The sequence below is a fragment of the Streptomyces sp. NBC_01476 genome (genome assembly GCF_036227265.1).
Taxonomy (GTDB): Bacteria; Actinomycetota; Actinomycetes; order Streptomycetales; family Streptomycetaceae; genus Actinacidiphila.
Window position 1 is genome coordinate 8,229,659 of the sequence record NZ_CP109446.1, and the last position, 18,226, is coordinate 8,247,884.

Sequence of the window (18,226 nt, forward strand, 5' to 3'; positions counted from 1 at the left end):
GGCAGCTGGTCGCCCTGATCTCCCCGAAAGCCACCGCGCGGCCGAACGCCCGGGCGACGACGTCCCCCACCGAAGGACGGACTGCTTCCCCGCGTATCCCCGCCGGGGCCGCGATCCCAGCCCTGGCCAGTCCGGTCCGGGCTGTCCTGGCCCGAGTTCGCCGCACCGCCTTCAACCGCCTCCGACCGCCCCCAGGTCCTGACCGCTCACGGTGCTCCGCCACGGACCGCTGGCTCGAAGTCCGGCTCGCCCACGGCTGCTGACCTGCTCACGCGGCCGGCGGAACGGCCGTTGGGAGAGGCGCCCCCCAAAGCCGACCGAGGTGTGGGAAGTTCGCTCCTGCCGCGGGCAGTGGGGGAGTTGCCACCAAGGCGGTCGGCCGAGCAGAGGTCGCGCAAGGCCGCCGCGTACCGGTCTCCGCGACGTAAAGGCCCCCGCCGGCCGCTCGGTCCGCGACCCGTCAGCGGCGGACCGCGGCCTCGGTCCAGATCCAGGCCCAGGTCCAGGACCAGGCCCTGCCAGGGAGCCCGCTCTGCCCGGCCCTGTCCGGACGGCCAACGCACGGCCCGGGCCAAAGAGTCCGCCGCCGCGCAAGCCATCAGGACGGATTTGATTCGTTTGGGTGGTTTGTGGGTTGGTGTGCTGGTCTGGTGAGCCGGTGAGTGGGTTACTTGCGTTTATAGGAACCCGGCTGGCTGCCCACCTCTCCCCGGGGGACTGGAACCGCCGCACGGCCCGGACCCGGCCGGCGGCGTCCTGATGGGCACTCCCTGGAACGCCGGACCCGTGAACCCCCCGCCGCGAACACCGCGGTCCCGGTGAGCCCTTGAGTGCCCGTCATGACCACACGGCACTCCACACGAGGGGCATTCATGTCCAAAGGAATCACGTCTCAGTGGCGTCAACTGATCAGGTTCCGCACGTTCAGCCGTCCACGCCTCACGCTCCTGGCTGATCCGACCGTGCCGGTGGGCAGCTTCCCCACCTCGGTGGCGATCACCCCCAACGGCCTGTCCGCCTACGTCACCAACGAGGGCGACAACACCGTCAGCGTCATCGACACCGCGACCGACACCGTCACCACCACCATCCCCGTGGGATCCGTCCCGTTCTGGTCAGCCATCACCCCCGACGGCACCACCGTCTACGTCACCAACTCCGGCGACAGCACCGTCAGCGTCATCAGCACCGCGACCAACACCGTCACCACCACCATCCCCGTCGGCACCGTCCCCCTCGGCATCGCGATCACCCCCGACGGGGCCACCGCGTACGTCACCAACTCCGGCGACAGCACCGTCAGCGTCATCGACACCGCGACCAACACCGTCACCACGACGATCCCGGTCGGTGCCGCACCCTTCGGGATCGCGATCACCCCCAACGGCCTGTCCGCGTACGTCACCAACTCCGGCGACAACACCGTCAGCGTCATCAACACCACAACCAACACCGTCACCACCACCATCCCCGTCGGCACGGTCCCTCTGGGTATCGCCGTCACCCCCGACGGTCTGTCGGTCGACGTCGTCAACAACGGTGACAACACGGTGAGCGTCATCAGTACCGCGACCAATACGGTCACCGCCACGGTCCCTGTCGGCACGGCCCCCGTCGGTGTAGCGGTCACTCCTGACGGTCTGCACAGCTACGTCACCAACAACGGCGACAACACGGTGAGCGTCATCGACACGACCACCAACACCGTCGCCGCGACGATCCCCGTCGGCACCGCACCGTTCGGGATCGCGATCACCCCCGACGGCCTGTCCGCCTACATCGCCAACAACACGGACAACACCGTCAGCATCGTCCCCACTGCCCCTTTCTCCACCACGACCACACTCACCTCCACCCCCGATCCGTCCGTGGCCGGGCAAACCAAGACGCTCACCGCCACCGTGGTTCCATCAGGGGCGGGTACGCCTACGGGGACGGTGGACTTCTTCGACGGTGCGACCCTGTTGGGGACGGCGCCTCTGGTCGCCGGGGTCGCGACCTTGACGACGTCCACTCTCGCGGTGGGGACCCACTCGCTGACGGCGGTGTATTCGGGTGATGCCACGTTCACCGGTTCGACGTCGCCGGTGGACACGCAGACGGTCATCCAGGCGGCCACCACTACCGCACTGACGTCGGCGCCTGACCCGTCGGTGGTCGGTCAGGTCAAGACGTTGACGGCGACGGTCACGGCGACGCCGCCCGCAACCGGCACTCCCACGGGGACGGTGAGTTTCTTCGATGGTGCGACCCTGTTGGGTACGGCGCCTCTGGTCGGCGGTGTTGCGACGTTCACGACCTCGACCCTTGCGGTCGGTACGCACTCGCTGACCGCCGTGTATTCCGGTGATGCCACGTTCACCGGTTCCACCTCACCCGTGGACACGCAGACCGTCACTCAGGCGGCGACCACCACGGTTCTCACCTCGGCGCCTGACCCGTCCGTGGTCGGTCAGGTCAAGACGTTGACGGCGACGGTCACGGCGACGCCGCCCGCAACTGGTACGCCTACGGGGACGGCGAGTTTCTTCGACGGTGTGACCCTGTTGGGTACGGCGCCTCTGGTCGGCGGTGTTGCGACGTTCACGACCTCGACCCTTGCGGTCGGTACGCACTCGCTGACCGCTGTCTATTCCGGTGATGCCACGTTCACCGGTTCCACCTCCCCGGTCGACACCCAGACCGTCACCCAAGCAGCCACCACCACGGTTCTCACCTCCGCCCCCGACCCCTCGGTGGTCGGTCAGGTCAAGACCCTCACCGCCACGGTCACCGCGGTTCCGCCCGGAACCGGCACCCCCACGGGGACGGTGAGTTTCTTCGACGGTGCGACCCTGTTGGGCACCGCACCCCTCGTCGCCGGCGTCGCGACCTTCACGACCTCGACCCTTGCGGTCGGTACGCACTCGCTGACCGCCGTGTATTCCGGTGATGCCACGTTCACCGGTTCCACCTCCCCGGTCGACACGCAGACCGTCACCCAACCCGTCACCACCACCACGCTGGCCTCCGCCCCCGACCCCTCCGTCTTCGGGCAGACCAAGACGCTGACCGCGACCGTGACCGTGGCTCCGCCCGGTGTCGGCACGCCCACCGGGACGGTGAGTTTCTTCGACGGTGCGACCCTGCTGGGCACGGCACCCCTCGTCGCCGGGGTCGCCACCTTCACCACTTCCGCCCTCGCCGTAGGGACCCATCCGCTGACGGCGGTGTACTCCGGTGACGTCAACTTCAACGGTTCCACCTCCCCGGTGGACACGCAGACGGTCACCGCGGCCGCCACGACCACCGCGCTGACGTCCGCCCCCGACCCCTCTGTTCTCGGTCAGGCGAAGGTCCTTACCGCGACCGTCACCGCGACGGCGCCGGGCGCCGGCATCCCGACCGGGACGGTGAGCTTCTTCGACGGCGCCACCCTCCTCGGTACGGGAACACTGAGCGGCGGGGTCGCGACGCTCACCACGTCCACGCTCGCGGTCGGTACGCACTCGCTGATCGCCGTGTACTCCGGTGACGTCAACTTCACGGGTTCCACCTCGCCGGTGGACACGCAGACGGTCACCGCGGCCGCCACGACCACCGCGCTGACGTCCGCCCCCGACCCCTCTGTTCTCGGTCAGGCGAAGGTCCTTACCGCGACCGTCACCGCGACGGCGCCGGGCGCCGGCATCCCGACCGGGACGGTGAGCTTCTTCGACGGCGCCACCCTCCTCGGTACGGGAACACTGAGCGGCGGGGTCGCGACGCTCACCACGTCCACGCTCGCGGTCGGTACGCACTCGCTGATCGCCGTGTACTCCGGTGACGTCAACTTCACGGGTTCCACCTCCCCGGTGGACACCCAGACCGTCAACCAAGCCGCCACGACCACCACGCTGACGTCCGCCCCCGACCCCTCGGTCCTCGGTCAGGCGAAGGTCCTCACCGCGACCGTCACCGCAACACCCCCGGGGACCGGCACCCCGACAGGAACGGTCGCCTTCTTCGACGGCGCCACCCTCCTGGGCACGGCACCCCTTGTCGGCGGGGTCGCGACCTTCACGACGTCCACGCTCGCGGTCGGCACCCACTCCCTCACCGCTGTCTACAGCGGCGACGCCACGTTCACCGGTTCCACCTCGCCCGTGGACACGCAGACCGTCACCGGGGCGGCCACCACCACGGTTCTCACCTCCGCCCCCGACCCGTCCGTGGTCGGCCAGGCCAAGACGCTGACCGCGACCGTCACCGCGACACCGCCCGGGGCCGGCACCCCGACCGGGACCGTCAGCTTCTTCGACGGCGCCACCCTCCTCGGCACCAGCACCCTCGTCGGTGGCGTCGCGACCTTCACGACCTCGACGCTCGCGGTCGGCACCCACTCGCTGACCGCGGTCTACTCCGGCAGCGCCGCCTTCACCGGCTCGGTCTCGCCCATCGACATCCAGACCGTCACCCAGCCGACGACCACGATCACCTTGACCTCCGCGCCCGATCCGTCCGTCGTCGGCCAGGCGAAGGTCCTCACCGCGACCGTTGCCCCAACGCCGCCTGGGGTCGGCACCCCGACAGGGACGGTGAGCTTCTTCGACGGAGCGACCCTGTTGGGCACGGCCACCCTCGTCGGCGGGGTCGCGACCTTCACGACGTCCACGCTCGCGGTCGGCACCCACTCGCTGACCGCCGTCTACAGCGGCGACGCCAACTTCAGCGGCTCCACCTCACCGGTCGACACGCAGACGGTGACCAAGGCCAACACCACCACCACGCTGATCTCCGCCCCCGACCCGTCCATCTTCGGTCAGGCGAAGCTCCTCATCGCCACGGTCGCCGCGGTCCCGCCGGGGGTGGGCACTCCCACCGGTCTGGTCAGCTTCTTCGACGGTGCCACCCTCCTCGGCACCGCGATCCTGTCCGGCGGGGTCGCCACCTTCACGACGTCCACCCTCGCGGTCGGCACCCATTCGCTGACCGCCGTGTACAACGGCAGCGCCGCGTTCAACGGGTCCACGTCGCCGCTCGACACGCAGACGGTGGTCAAGGCCAACACCACCACCACGCTGACCTCCGCCCCCAACCCCTCCACCCTCGGACAGCCGGTGGTACTCACGGCGACGGTCGCCGCGGTCCCGCCCGGGGCGGGCACTCCCACCGGTCTGGTGAGCTTCTTCGACGGTGCCACGCTTCTCGGCACCGCGACGCTCGTCGGTGGTGTCGCGACCTTCACCACCTCCGCGCTCACCGTCGGCACCCACTTGCTGACCGCGGTGTACAACGGCAGCGTCAGCTTCAACGGCTCGACGTCCCCGGCGGTCACTCAGACGGTCACGAACACGACGACCCCGGTGGCCACCAAGCTCACCGCGACAGCGGCGACCGCCGTTATCGGGTCCGACGGACTGGCCCACATCTCCACCCTGTCGGCGACACTCACCGTGCTGAGTTCCGGAGTCCCGGTGCCCGGTCAGACCATCACCTTCAAGGTGGGCACCACGACACTGGGGACCGCCGTCACCAACGCCGGCGGTGTCGCCCAGCTCAGCAACATCACCGTGAATCCGCAGACGATCATCCGCGCGGGCAATCGCTACACCGCGACCTTCGCCGGAACGGCCGCCTTCGGATCGTCCACCGCGACAGCCGCGCTCGTTCTCGCCTGACGACCCAGGCGAATCAGGCGACCCAGAAGACCCAGGCGAGTCCTGACGTGTCCTGACCAGTGCCGGCGGTCCGGTCCGCCGGCCCAAAGGGTCCGCCGGCCGGAAAGGGTCCGGTGGCCGCGAGGGGAATCCCCTCACGGCCACCGGACCCGTCGTCGAGGCGACAGCCGGACACCCGACTCCGGTGCCGCCCGTGAGCAGCAGCGGGAATGCCACGGCGGTTTCCGCCGGCGCCCCGGCAATGGCACTCGGCGCCGCACGGATGGCCGCGTCCGAGTGCGCCGAACGGGTCGGCTGTCCGGACGAATCACCTCGACCCGCAGGCCCGGCCGCCCACCCGATCGCGGTCTGCGGACCGTACCGCATGTTTCGCATTCCCCGTGCTGAACAGCCACTTCACTGCCGTACTCGTCCAGCCGATCTCTTGTGGCGCACCGCGGATGTACGCCGCACGATCTCTACTGACGGACCGATTACTACGCCGCGGGACGGCGGAATCACCGTCAACCCCCTTTTCGTGCTCCATTAGTGGGCCAAAGAGCCTGTCTGGAGAAAAAATGTTTTCCACCAACGAGGGGCCGAGGAAGCACATGACGCCGTACCGCCATTCGGCGAAGACCGTGGGCGGCAAGCGCAGAATGTGGTCCCTGGGAATCGCGGCCGCCCTGCTCTCCGTACTCGCGCCGGCCGCTGCCGCGCAGGACTCGGCCGGTCATTCATCGACTCCCCCCTCGGGGGCGAACGTGAAACAGGTGAATTCCGGGTCCGGCGGCGGACCGGACCGGTGCGGCGGGTGGTGGCACGGTTCGCAGTCGTGGTGCGCTCGCCAGGCCTACGTGGTGAACCAGGGTGCGAACAACGTGTCCGTCATCAACACGGGCACCAACAACGTGACCCGGACGATCCCGGTCGGCGCCGCCCCGTTCGGCATCGCCCTCGACCACACCCACCGCCGCGCCTACGTGACCAACCACGCCGCGGACAGCGTGTCCGTCATCAACACCGACAACAACCGGGTGACCGGGACGGTCCCGGTCGGCACCGGGCCGTTCGGCATCGCGGTCGACGAACGGCGCAAGCGCGCCTACGTGGCCAACGAGACGGACGGTACGGTCTCGGTGATCGACACGACCGACAACACCCTCACCGACACCGTGAACACCGGCGGCAGCCCCTTCGGCATCGCGGTGGACCAGGGCCGGAAGCGGGCGTACGTCACCAACATCGACTCCGACACGGTCTCCGTGATCAACACCGCCACCGACCAGATCAGTGCGACCATCACGGTCGGCACCACTCCGGTGGCGGTCGCGGTGGACGAGAAGAGCGGTCGTGCCTACGTCAGCAACCAGGGCTCGGACAACGTCTCCGTGATCAACACGGTCAACAACACCGTGGTCACCTCGATCCCGGTCCAGTCCGTTCCGTTCGGCGTCGCGCTGGACCCGCGGAACAACCGCGCCTACGTGGCCGGTCAGGGCTCGGACACGCTCTCGGTGATCAATACGACGACCAACGCCGTCCTGACCAGCGTCCCGGTCGGTGAGGCACCGGTCGGAGTGGCCGTCGATCCCAGCCGCGGCCGGGTCTACGTGACCAACCTGCTCTCCGACAACCTGTCGGTGGTCAACACCGCCAACAACCGTGTCGTGGCCACCGTTCCGGTGGGCACCGGTCCTGCGGGAGTGGCCGTCGACTAGGACGCTCACCCATCCGGGTACCCGGGCAGAAGAAGACGGCCGCCGCCGGTGACACAAGCGGCGGCCGTCGGCGTTGGGGGGCATTACGGGCCGGCCTGAGCGTGTACCGACCACCGGGCGAGGGAAATGGGAGGTTCTGAACGTGACATGGCGGGATACGCTGCGTTTTCCGGGAAATGATTTTCCTGCCAGGCGGCGCACCGGCGGAAACCCTGCCCGATCAAGAAGTTCCGCACCGAGACGGAATTCGGGTCGGGTGTTCGCCCTTTCCTGATCCGCCTCCGGGCCGGTGTCCCCGACCGCACCGGCCCGGAGGTCTGTCCTCAGCCGCGGCCCGCGCCGCGGAAGGGATAATGCCGCACCGGGTCGAACCGCGGGCGCGGCTGATAGACGTTGACCCCCGGTTCGCCGCGCAGATGAAAGGCGCTCGGAAAGGGCTGTTCCTCCGCGGTGATCCGAGTGGACGTCGGAATGTAGCGGATGGTCAGCCCGCAGCGCCGGTGCGGTGAGGTGTTGGCTGCGCTGCCGTGCACGATGGCCGGATGGTGCACCTCGACATCACCAGGCGCCAGCACCATGTCGACCGCCGCCGACTCGTCGACCTCGACCGCGATCTCCTCGCCCAGCACGTTGTCGACCGCGGTGTTGGCCCGCATGCCGGCGATCTCACCGCGGTGGCTGCCCGGGACCAGCCGTACGCACCCGTTCTCGGGTGTGGAGTGGTCGACGGCCAGCCAGAGGGTGACCACCCGCATCGGCTCCAGCGGCCAGAAGGCCGCGTCCTGGTGCCAGAGCACCGGCTGCCCGGAGAAGGGCGGCTTGCTGATGTAGTGGGAGGCGAACAGCGCGATGTCCGGGCCGATGAACGTCTCCGCGATGTCCAGCAGCCGGTCATCGGAGACCAGCCGCACCCAGAACGGGTCGTCGCGCATCAGCGTGTGGCCCAGCTGTTCGGGACGCAGATCGGGATGGCGTTCCTGGAGCCAGGCCACATGTCCGGCCGTTTCGGCCACCAGCTCCGGATCCAGGACCCCGCGGAAGACCGCGTAGCCGTCGGTCGCGAACCGGTCGCGTACATCACTCATCGGGCACCTCCACGATGCGCAGGGGACCGGCGACCGTGCCGGCCGGGCGGACGCGGCCGTCCACCGTCGCCTCCCGGCGGTCGGCGGCGAGCCGCAGGTCGATCTCATGGCCGCGATAACGCAGTCCGCGCAGTTCCACCTCACCGGGCAGCCACGGCGGCGGCGCCCAGTCGAGGGCGCCGTCGGGCCGGGGGCGCAGCCCGGCGAGTCCGGTGAGCACCGCCTCGGCGCCGGTCAGCCCCGCGATGACGTTGGCGCGCCGGCCGCGGGGCGGGGCGGCGGGACGGTCGCAGAAGTGGTCCTGCGGGTAGTACGCGAAGTGCTCGCCCATCCACAGCAGCCGGGACAGGACATCCCAGGCGAGCCGGGCGTCACCCCGCTCCCACAGCGCCAGGGCGAGCTGCGGTGCCTCTCCGGTGTACGCGCCGCCCCCCGACCAGTCCACGTCGCCGAGTTCGTAGTGCGCCTCGTCCTCCGCCGACACGCTGCTGACCCCGTAGCGGCCGAGGAAGGCCCCCTCCCGGAGGTGGGAGAGCAGCGCCGCCGCCATGGCGGGGGTGCAGGCTCCGGCCCGCAAGGCGTCGAATGCCTGGACGGAGTAGGCGAGTTCGGTGTGACCGTCCGGGTAGCGGCTGCGGAACCAGCCCGCCGCCGGATCCCACAGTTCGGTGGCCACCGCCTGCTGGATCAGGCCCGCCTGCGCGCGCAGTTCGGCCACCGGCAGCGCGGCGCCGGTCGCCTCGGCGAGGTCGGCGAGCAGATCCAGGCTCCAGGCGCGCTCCGCGTTGGGGCTGGCGACGAGGTGTTCCCAGCCGGAGCCCCGCATCTCCAGCAGATTGTGCTGGGAACCGTAGTCGCGCAACGCGCCCACCGCGGGGAAGCGGTCCGCCAGCCGGGACTCCGTCTCGTGGAGTCTGGCCAGCAGTTCCGGGCTGAGGCCGCCGTGGCAGGCCGCGGCGTACGCCAGCATCACCAGGGACCAGCCGCTGTACGCGTAGGCGACGCCGGTGCCGGTGCCGTCCGGGGCGATCGCGTAGTGGTCGGTGAGGTCGGCCTTGACCATCGTTTCGAGGATGTCGGTCACCGCGCCGCCGAGCATCAGCGCGAGGGTGTGCGGCGCGTACCCGCCGGTGTCCCAGGCGTACGCGCACAGCGCGCCGCCGTCGATGCCCGAGGTCGCCACGAACGGTGTGGTGGCGAACGCCGGGTTGTCCCACAGGCAGACCAGGCCGCTCGCCAGCGACCTGCGGTAGTAGGCGTCAAGCCCGGGCACGTCGGTGACCAGCCGGGGGACAGCGGCGAGCGCCCGGTCCGTGCGCTGCCCGGTCTGCCGCTCGGCGTGCGCCGCCCACTGCCGCGGTGAGCCGGCCCCGCCGGTCCCGCCGATCCGCACCGCCAGTGCGAACTCGTCCTCCCCGTCCGGGCCGAGCGCCAGCTCCAGCCCTTCGTGCACCAGCTCGGCCCGGGTCCGGCCGGCCTGCTCGGGCATCGGCGGCATCCACCCCCAGGCTCCGAGCGGCACACCGCCCACCGGACCTGAGGTCAGCTCGGGCAGTAACCGTACGGTCAGTGCCCGCCCAGAGCGGTTGCGCACCCGCACCCGGAGCGCGTATCCCGCCTGGCCGTGCAGCGGCGTCAGGGTGCTGCGCACCCGCAGCGACACCAGGCGGCCGGCCGCGTCCCTGCGGTGGTACGTACCCTGCCGTTCGATCCCGTCCAGCCGCCAGGTTCCGCCGGCCAGCAGCAGCCCGCCACCCGCGACGCCCGGTGCGCCGGTGTCCTCGATCCGTATGCCGCCGGCCTCCAGGGCGACGGTGAGCCGCGCCTCGGGCGCTGCGTGCGGCGGGGCGTAACAGGCGCCTACGCCGCAGACGGTGCCGGGTACCAGGGCCACGGTGGACCAGCCGCTGGTGGTCCAGAGGGTCTCCGCGACGCTCCGGCGCAGATCGAACCGGAAGTCGTCGCTCACGTATCGCGTCACCGGCCGTCCCCCGACAACCCGGCCGGCGCGATGGTGCGCTGCTCCCGCGCGGAGCGGTACGCCGCGAGAATCAGCTTCAGGACGTCCGTCCCCTCCTGCTCGGTGTGCACCGGGCGGATCCCGTCGCGGATCCGCGCCGTGAAGTCCGCGCAGACCGCGGGCACCGAGTCGAGCCGCGGATACTCGGTGACCGTGGTGGCCCCGCCGCGCTCCTTGTGGTGCAGGGTCGTGCCGTCGCTCCACAGGCTGCCGCGCTCGCCGGTCACCGAGAACTTCCCCGCGAAGGGCGCGGCGTCGTACGCCCAGCTGGTCACGATCTCACCGACGACGCCGTTGTCGAACCGCACCAGCACCCGCGCGGAGTCCTCGCCCTCCATGAACTCCAGCCGGTGCCGGCTGAGCATGGCGGTGACCTCGGCGGGGCGGCCGCCCGCCAGATGGAGCAGCAGGTAGGCGGGGTGGTAGCCGGTGTCGATGAGCTCACCGCCGCCGCTGGTCGCGGTGTGGGCCCGCCAGCCCATGGAGGCGGGGTCGAAGTCGTTGTGGAAGCTGTCGGTGGTCTGCAGTTCGTGGATCCGGCCGAGGGCGCCGGAGAGGATCAGCTCCTTGGCGTCGGCCACCGCGGGCATCAGCAACTGGTTGTGCGCGCACATCAAGGTGACGTCCGCGGCGCGCACCGCGTCGGCGATCCGGCCGGCCTCCTCGACGGTGAGGCAGAGCGGCTTCTCGCACAGGATGTGCTTGCCCGCTTTGGCGGCCGCGATGATGGCGTCGGCGTGCAGATGGTGCGGCAGGCAGATGTCGACGGCGTCGATCGCGGGGTCGTCGAGCAGCGCCAGGTAATCGGTGAAGACCCGGGCCCCGCCGGCCTGTTCTGCCCGCGCGGCGGCGGTGGCGGCGTCCACGTCGGCGACCGCCTCGATGACGGCCTGGCCGGGCACGGACAGATAACCGCTCACATGCTTGCGGGAGATGTTCCCGCAGCCGATGATCCCTACAGCGACGGTCATACGGTGCTCCCTGTCGTGGCGGCTTCCATCAGCCGGGTCAGGTCGAGGCCGAGGGCGAGGTTCTCCTCGGGGCGGGTGCCCTCGGCGATATGGCGTACGAAGTGCTCGAAGGGTGTGCCGGAGCGCGGGGGCACCGCGCGTTCGGTCCAGTCGCCGGTGGTGTTGACCAGCAGCCGGGGTTCGGGGGTGCCGAACAGGGCGCTGCCGCCGGTGCCGTGGAGTTCGATGCTGAACGGCGAGCGGGCGGCGGCGAAACCGGCCTCGACGACACCGAGGGCGCCGTCGGCGCAGCGCAGTACCGCGACGGCGTTGTCGTCCACCGCACGGCCGGTGACATGGCCGAAGGACGCGCTCACCGACTCGGGCAGCTGTCCCAGGAAGAGCCGGGCCAGATACATCGGGTGGCAGCCGAGGTCGATCAGCGCGCCGCCGGCGGTGCCGGCCGGGTCGTAGAAGTGCTCGGGCAGCCAGCCGTCCCCCAGCGCCCCGTCGTGTGCCAGGCGGACCCGGACGGCAGTGATCCGGCCGAGCGCGCCCTCGGCCAGCAACTCCAAGATGGCGGCGGTGTATCCCTCGTACAGCCGGGGGAGCGAGAGCATCAGTACCGTGCCGGACTTCTCCGCGGCGGCCACGAGCTGCTCGCACTCGCCGTAGGTGGGGGCCAGGACCTTCTCGGTGAAGACGTGCTTGCCCGCCGCGGCCGCCGCGGTGATCACCGGGAGGTGGGCGGTGGTGGGCGCCGTGACGACCACCGCGTCCACGTCGTCACGGGCCAGGAGTCCGGCCAGGTCCTGGTGGAAGTCGGCGCCCAGGCCGGAGGCCCAGTCGCTGCCGCGGACCGGGTCCTCGTCCCAGACCGCGACGATCTCGGTGCCGGGATGGGTGGTCGCCTCGCGGGCGTAGTCGCGTGCGTGCACGTGCCAGAAGCTCAGGATTGCCAGACGCAGAGGCACTTGTGGTTTCCCTTCTAGCCCTTGACCGCGCCGGCCAGGCCGTTGACGAAGTACCGCTGGAGCAGCAGGAAGATGACGACGATCGGGAGCAGGGAGATCACCGAACCGGCGCACAGCAGCGTCCAGTCGGTGGAGTTCTGGCCGAGGAAGGCGTACATGCCCACCGGCAGGGTGTGCAGTCCGGGCTTGGAGAGGGTGAAGACCAGCGGGATGAAGAAGCTGTTCCAGGCCGTGATGCAGGTGAACAGTCCGACGGTGGCGAGCATCGGGCCGGAGAGCGGCAGCATCACCCGCCAGAAGGTCTGGTGGAAACTGGCGCCGTCCACCCGCGCCGCGTCCTCGATCTCCCGGTCCATCGTGGAGAAGTAGCCCATGAACAGGAAGGTGGCGAAGACCAGGCTGCTCGACGACTGGACGATGATCACCGCCCACAGGGAGTTGAGCAGGTGCAGGCCGCGGACGATGTCGAAGATCGGGATGATGGTGTACCCGTGCGGGAGGAACAAGGTCACCGAGATCAGGCCGATGCACGCCTTGCGGCCGGGGAAGTCGGTACGGGCCAGCACGTAACCGGCCATGGAGGTGGCGGCCAGCGTGAGCAGGACGGCGCCGCCCGCCACCAGCACGGTGTTGAGGAAGTACTTCCCGAAGGACGCCTCCTGCCAGGCGTGGGCGTAGTTGGAGGTGAGGAAGCTCTTGGGGATGGGGTTGAGGCCCTGGCTGAAGAAGCCGTCGGCGCTCTTCAGGGAACTGCCCAGGGTCCACAGGAACGGGAAGAGCCAGATGAGGCCGCCGGCCAGCAGCAGGAGGTGGGTGACGGACCGCCCCGCCGTGCGGCGGACGGATCTCCCGGCCGTCCGGCGGACGCGGGTCGTGATCAGTGCCATGCGGTGTTCCCCCTCACGCGCGCCCGGCGGCGCGGCGCTTGGCGATGGAGCGGAAGATGAGCACCTGCAGCACCGAGAAGCCGATGAGCAGCAGGCCGTAGAAGAAGGAGGCGGCCGAGGCGAGCCCCACATCGGGCTGGGTGGCCGCGGCCTGGTTGCCGCCGAAGGCCAGGTGGTAGATGTAGGTGTTGACCACCTCGGTGCCGAAGTACGGGCCGCCGTTGGTGAGTACCTGCACCAGGTCGAAGACCTGGAACGAGCCGATGAAGGCGAGGATCACGATCATCAGGCCGACCGAACGGAGCATCGGCACGGTGATGTGGACGAAGGCCCTGATCCGCCCCGCGCCGTCGATCTTCGCCGCTTCGTTGATCTCGTCGGGGATGGTCTGCAGCCCGGCGAGGAAGTAGACGAGGTTGTAGCCGAGGGTCTGCCAGATCCCGACGAGGATGATGATCCCCATCGCGATCTTCGGGTTGCCCAGCCAGTCCACCGGGGTGTCGATGAGGTGGATGTCGAGCAGCCAGCCGTTGAGCGTGTCACCGAAGTTGGAGAGCATCAGCTGGACGACGACCCCGACCACGGCGGGGGAGGTGACCACCGGCAGGAAGAACATGGTCCGGTAGAAGGACGAGAAGCGGAGCTTCTTGTTGTTGAGGACCAGCGCCAGCATCAGCGCGATGACGAGCTGCACCGGCACGACGACGATGGCGTAGACGAAGGTGTGCGCGACGGAGTTCCAGAAGATCGAGTCGTGGGCGATCTGCCGGAAGTTGGCCAGGCCGACGAAGTCCGACGGCGACCCGATGCCGTTCCAGCGGTAGAGCGTGTAGAAGAGCGAGCCGAAGATCGGGTAGACGACGAAGGTCAGCAGCAGCGCCATCAGCGGCAGGAGGTAGCAGTAACTCCACCGTGCCGCCCACAGGCGCTGACGCAGCGGGGCCTTCGGCGGTTGGGCCGCGGTGGCCGTCTCGGGGCCGCCGCGGTGGGCGGGCGGGCTGGGCGCCGTGTCGACGAGGGGCACGGTGACCTCCGTTCACATGGGTTCGGCGGTACGGCCGTCGGCGGGTGCGGGCCCCCGCCCGGGGGAGCGGGCGGGGGCGCGGGGCGACCGCTTACGCCGACGTGTTCTGGTACGGCTTGGTGGGGTCCCAGTCCTTGAAGACGTAGTCGGTGAGGCTGACCTTCGCCCCCTTGGCCTGGGCCTGCTTGACGCCGTCGGCCAGCGCCTTGTTCCTGCGGTCCTCCAGCGCGGTGAGGGCCGCGCCCATGTCCTTCAGCTGGCCGGTGTAGAGACCCGCGACCACATCGGGCAGATCCGGCTTGACGGCCGGCATGACCACCTGTGAGACAGCCGGGTTGCGGATCGCCGGCACCGGCCACGGCAGCGCGTACTTACGGGTGTCCACATACGCCTGGAACTGCGGCGAGGTGATCTTCGCCGCCGCGTTGGCCTCGGGGAAGACCGACAGCCCCTGCCCGGACTCCACCCACCGCCGGCCCGCCTCCGGACTGTGCAGATGGTCGAACCACGCCCATGCCTCGTCGGAGACCCCGGTGCCCTTCGCTATCCCGAAGAGACGGCCGCCGGGGGCGTAGTAGAAGTACGCCTGGGGCGTCGCGGTCGGTGATGGCAGCGTTGTCAGGCTGTAGTCGGAGAAGTGGTGTTCGGCCCAGGTGGGCTGGTTCCACACCCCGCCCACCGTGATCCCGAACTTGCCCCGCTCGAAGAACGCCCGCGCCTGTTCGTCGCCGATGCTCATCGCGCTGGGGTAGATGTAGCCCTTCTTCTTCCACTCCAGCAGCAGGCTCAGGAAGTCGGCGTAGTTGCGGTCCGATCCGAAGGTCCACTTGCCGACCCGGTAGTCGGGGCCGTCCGTGCCGTAGCCGGCCGGGGAACCGGCGCCGCGGACGAACAGCTCGATCCACCAGGTCAAGGTGGCGTTCTGGGCGTTCCCGAAACCGATCCCGTGCGCTTTGCCGCCGCTCTTGGCGGTGATGGCCTCGGCGGCCAGGGTGACGTCGTCCCAGGTCCTGGGGATCTTCACGCTGCCGTCGGGGTTGGTGATCCCGGCCTGCTTGAACAGGCCGTTGTGGATGTACAGCTGGAGCCACGGCGCGGTGCCGCCGAACGGGGCGCTGTAGACCTTGCCCTCGGCCATGTTGACGCCGTTGAAGAAGCTGCCCTGCGGGAAGCGGGCCTGCCAGTTCGCGGTGGCGTAGCTGTCCAGCGGATCGAGCCAGCCCTGCGCCACCTGGTCGGGGAAGCCCGGGGTGGAGGGGATCTGGTAGAAGTCCGGGGCGTCGCCGCCGCGGAAGGCAAGGTTGATCAGGTCGGGGTACTTGTCGCTGACCTGGACCGTGCGCTTGATCCTGATCTTCGGGTTGGCCTTCTCGAAGAGCGCTATCTCGTTCTTCAGCCACGGCTCCTGGCTGACGAACCAGTCCCAGTGGGTGATGCTCTTGGTGCCGGGGGTGGTCGAGTGGGAGGACGACGAGCACGCGGTGAGGCCGCCGCCGAGGGCGGCCGCGCCGAACGCCGCTGAGGCGGCCAGGAAGCCGCGTCTGCTGATCGGGGGCATGGGATTACGCTCCGTTCTTGAGCGATGCGTCGTCGATGAGAAGGTCACCGGTACCGGCGGTGGTGCTGATCCACCATTCGGCGTGGTCGAGCGGCTTGCTGAAGTTCAGCGGCACCGCGCCCGCTGTCGCCAGATGCGTCCAGGCGCCGGTGGACACCGTGCCGGTGGCCAGCGGGACCGACTCCGAGGTGCCGTCGGTGTAGGTGAGCTTGATCTTCAGCTGCGCGGTGGTGGGGTTGCCGCTGCCGAGCCGCACCCAGGCGCCGGAGGTGTAGCTCTGTCCTGCGGCGACCTGGACCCCCTGGGCCGGGCCCTGCCACTCGGCCGTACGGCCGGTGGAGCGGATCGCCACCGAGCCGCTGTGGACCGTGGCGGTGTCGGGCTTGACCGTGCTCGGGCTGAAGCCGTACCAGTTGGCCTGGCCGAGTTCGGCGTCGGCGTTGGCCAGCAGTTCCTTGTCGGAGGAGTTCTTGCCGTCGGCGACCACCGTGACGGTCCTGCCGGCGTTGGTGGCCAGATCGACGTGGACCTGCTCGGTGGCCCCGGCCGCGGTGACCGTCACGAGGTAGTCGCCGAGGAAGCCGCGGGTGCCGTAGCTGCCGGCGCTGTCGGTGCTGCCGGACGCGTTGGTCCACCACTGCTTGGTCACCAGGTCGTGCCAGACCTGGCCGTTGGGCTTGAGTGACCAGTCGGCGTTGTAGAGGGCCGCCAGCGGGTTCCAGATGTTCTTCTCCCAGATCCCGAAGGTGCTGATCGCAGTGACATCGGGCTGGCTGAACAGGATCGTCATGAAGTCACGGGTGTAGTCCGCCTGGAGCTGCAGGTCCGTGGTCGGGATGTCGAACTCGGTCGCCTCCAGGGGCAGTCCGAGGCCGGCGTAGCGGTTGAGGAGGTTGTAGACGTCCTCGGGCGGGGTCGGCTGCAGGCCGGTGAAGTGGCTCTCCAGGCCGATGCCGCCGAGCGGGTAGCCGCCGCTCTTGATCCGGTTCGCCAGGTTGTAGACGTAGTCCTGGTGCCGCTTGTCCCAGCCGTTGTCCTCCAGCAGGTCGTAGTCGTTGAGCACGAGCCGCGCCTTGGGATCGGCCTGCCGGGCCAGGACGTACCAGCGGTTGATCTCGTCCGGGCCCATGATGTCCTGCACGTTGTGCTCGGAGTACGGCTCGTTGACGACGTCCCAGTTGTCGACGTTGCCGGTGAGCGCGCCCGCCTCGTCGGTGATGTGGTTGTCGATCCGGGCCCGCAGCGCCGGCTTGTCGGTCTGCAGGGTCTGCACATCGGCGGGCATGTTGCCCCAGGACGGCCAGATGAGGTTGTGGCCGCGGAAGGCGAGGCCCTGCTCACGCGCCCACTTGAGAGTCGGCTGGGTGACGGTGGTCCGCTCGGTGGTGTTCTCCCAGTGGGTCCACTTGAGGTTGTTGCCGAAGGTGATCTGGTTGAAGTCGCCGTTCGTCACCGCCTGGCGGTACTTCTGGCCGTCGGTGGTGTTGGCCATCATGGTGGCGGCGTCGACGGCGGTGCCGAACTTGAAGGCGTGGTCCTGCATGTCCACTTTCACGGTGGCGCCGGGCACCGGCCGGCCGGCGCTGTCGACCACCTTCACCGTGAGGTCGCCCTTGCGGTACTGGTCGATGCGCGCGTCGGCCGCGGCCCGCCACGAGGCGTTCGCGTCCCGTCCCGCATAGGTGATGGTCGGGTAGCCGGCCGGGTTGCCCTGGCCCCAGTCGGTGACCGAGACACCGGCCACCTGGAAGGTCTGGGCGCCGTAACCGAGCCAGAACTGGAAGTGCGCGTCACCCGGGGCGTAGTCCTCGGCGATACGGAACGGGAACTCGAACTTCGTCCAGGTACTGGTGAACCGCAGCGGTGCGTTGGCGGACTTCTTGAACGTCCCGCCGTCGCGTTCGAAGACGAAGGTGGAGTAACCGGCGTCCTGCCCGGCGGCAGGGGTGACCGAGCGCGCCCAGAAGGTCGCCACCGCGGCGTCGTTCGCCTTGACCGACACGGCCGTTTCGGCGCCCAGGGCGTACTCGTACTCCCCGTCGAGGCCGGCGCTCTTCGGGCTCGCGGTGGTGGTGATCTGCAGGGCCTGGGTGAAGTTGCTGTTTCCGGTCACCGGAACGATCTGTGTCTGCGGTGCAGGGGAGCCCTTGGTCTGGGTGAAGGCGGGCAGCGCGTCCGCAGGCATGATCTGGACGGGGTCGGCGGCGCGCGCCGTGTGGGGTGCGAGTTGCACCGTGAAAGTGGCCAGCAGAAGGACGGTGAGAAATGCTCCTGACTTTCTGCGGATACTGCTGAATTGCCTCATGGGCAAGCCCCTTTTTAGGGAATGGTGGGCACGGCGCTTTGTGCTCCGTGCTGCGACTCCACCGTGATTGAGGCGGTGCTGGTG

Annotated in this window: 10 protein-coding genes; 2 read left to right on the plus strand and 8 right to left on the minus strand. The window is 69.5% G+C overall.

All coding sequences use genetic code 11. The annotated features are described in order from the left end of the window. Positions 1-872 precede the first annotated feature (872 nt). Together OG552_RS35670 and OG552_RS35675 are read left to right on the plus strand one after the other, a co-directional pair. Positions 873-5,639 carry an Ig-like domain repeat protein gene (locus tag OG552_RS35670; protein WP_329140239.1) on the plus strand — a complete coding sequence of 1,589 codons (4,767 nt, stop codon included), beginning with the start codon at positions 873-875 and terminating at the stop codon, positions 5,637-5,639. Positions 5,640-6,196: 557 nt separating this feature from the next. Then, complete coding sequence (locus tag OG552_RS35675) at positions 6,197-7,339, plus strand: YVTN family beta-propeller repeat protein (RefSeq protein WP_329140241.1); 1,143 nt, start codon at positions 6,197-6,199, stop codon at positions 7,337-7,339. Positions 7,340-7,662: 323 nt separating this feature from the next. Here the strand turns inward: OG552_RS35675 and OG552_RS35680 are convergent, their stop codons facing one another. The 8 genes from OG552_RS35680 to OG552_RS35715 all read right to left on the minus strand — a co-directional run bounded on the left by OG552_RS35680 (position 7,663) and on the right by OG552_RS35715 (position 18,142). Beyond that, positions 7,663-8,424 carry a phytanoyl-CoA dioxygenase family protein gene (locus OG552_RS35680; protein ID WP_329140243.1) on the minus strand — a complete coding sequence of 254 codons (762 nt, stop codon included), beginning with the start codon at positions 8,422-8,424 and terminating at the stop codon, positions 7,663-7,665. Next, a complete protein-coding gene (locus OG552_RS35685; RefSeq protein ID WP_329140245.1) occupies positions 8,417-10,405 on the minus strand; it encodes an MGH1-like glycoside hydrolase domain-containing protein in 1,989 nt (662 codons plus the stop codon). The genes OG552_RS35680 and OG552_RS35685 overlap by 8 nt, the downstream gene beginning before the upstream one ends. Then, the gene (locus OG552_RS35690) at positions 10,402-11,415 is read right to left on the minus strand and encodes a Gfo/Idh/MocA family protein (RefSeq protein ID WP_329140247.1); all 1,014 of its coding nucleotides are present in this window, start codon (positions 11,413-11,415) and stop codon (positions 10,402-10,404) included. Before OG552_RS35690 ends, OG552_RS35685 begins: the two co-directional genes overlap by 4 nt. Then, positions 11,412-12,368, minus strand: a complete 957-nt coding sequence (locus tag OG552_RS35695; protein WP_329140249.1) for a Gfo/Idh/MocA family protein — start codon at positions 12,366-12,368, stop codon at positions 11,412-11,414. Before OG552_RS35695 ends, OG552_RS35690 begins: the two co-directional genes overlap by 4 nt. A 14-nt stretch (positions 12,369-12,382) precedes the next feature. Further along, positions 12,383-13,255, minus strand: coding sequence for a carbohydrate ABC transporter permease (locus tag OG552_RS35700; RefSeq protein WP_329140251.1), 873 nt, complete (start codon positions 13,253-13,255; stop codon positions 12,383-12,385). Positions 13,256-13,268: 13 nt separating this feature from the next. Continuing rightward, on the minus strand, positions 13,269-14,279 hold the full coding sequence (locus OG552_RS35705) for a carbohydrate ABC transporter permease (RefSeq protein ID WP_329140253.1): 1,011 nt from the start codon (positions 14,277-14,279) through the stop codon (positions 13,269-13,271). Positions 14,280-14,370: 91 nt separating this feature from the next. Then, positions 14,371-15,837, minus strand: a complete 1,467-nt coding sequence (locus OG552_RS35710; RefSeq protein WP_329140255.1) for an extracellular solute-binding protein — start codon at positions 15,835-15,837, stop codon at positions 14,371-14,373. A gap of 4 nt (positions 15,838-15,841) precedes the next feature. Continuing rightward, positions 15,842-18,142: an endo-1,4-beta-xylanase gene (locus OG552_RS35715; protein ID WP_329140258.1), complete on the minus strand. Its 2,301-nt coding sequence runs from the start codon at positions 18,140-18,142 to the stop codon at positions 15,842-15,844. Positions 18,143-18,226 lie beyond the last annotated feature (84 nt).

Excerpts from the sequence above, each read along its gene's own strand:
- OG552_RS35710 (WP_329140255.1), bottom strand. The coding sequence starts at position 15,837 with ATGCCCCCGATCAGCAGACGCGGCTTCCTGGCCGCCTCAGCGGCGTTC.
- OG552_RS35715 (WP_329140258.1), bottom strand. The coding sequence starts at position 18,142 with ATGAGGCAATTCAGCAGTATCCGCAGAAAGTCAGGAGCATTTCTCACC.
- OG552_RS35670 (WP_329140239.1), top strand. The coding sequence starts at position 873 with ATGTCCAAAGGAATCACGTCTCAGTGGCGTCAACTGATCAGGTTCCGC.
- OG552_RS35690 (WP_329140247.1), bottom strand. The coding sequence starts at position 11,415 with ATGACCGTCGCTGTAGGGATCATCGGCTGCGGGAACATCTCCCGCAAG.
- OG552_RS35700 (WP_329140251.1), bottom strand. The coding sequence starts at position 13,255 with ATGGCACTGATCACGACCCGCGTCCGCCGGACGGCCGGGAGATCCGTC.
- OG552_RS35680 (WP_329140243.1), bottom strand. The coding sequence starts at position 8,424 with ATGAGTGATGTACGCGACCGGTTCGCGACCGACGGCTACGCGGTCTTC.
- OG552_RS35675 (WP_329140241.1), top strand. The coding sequence starts at position 6,197 with ATGTTTTCCACCAACGAGGGGCCGAGGAAGCACATGACGCCGTACCGC.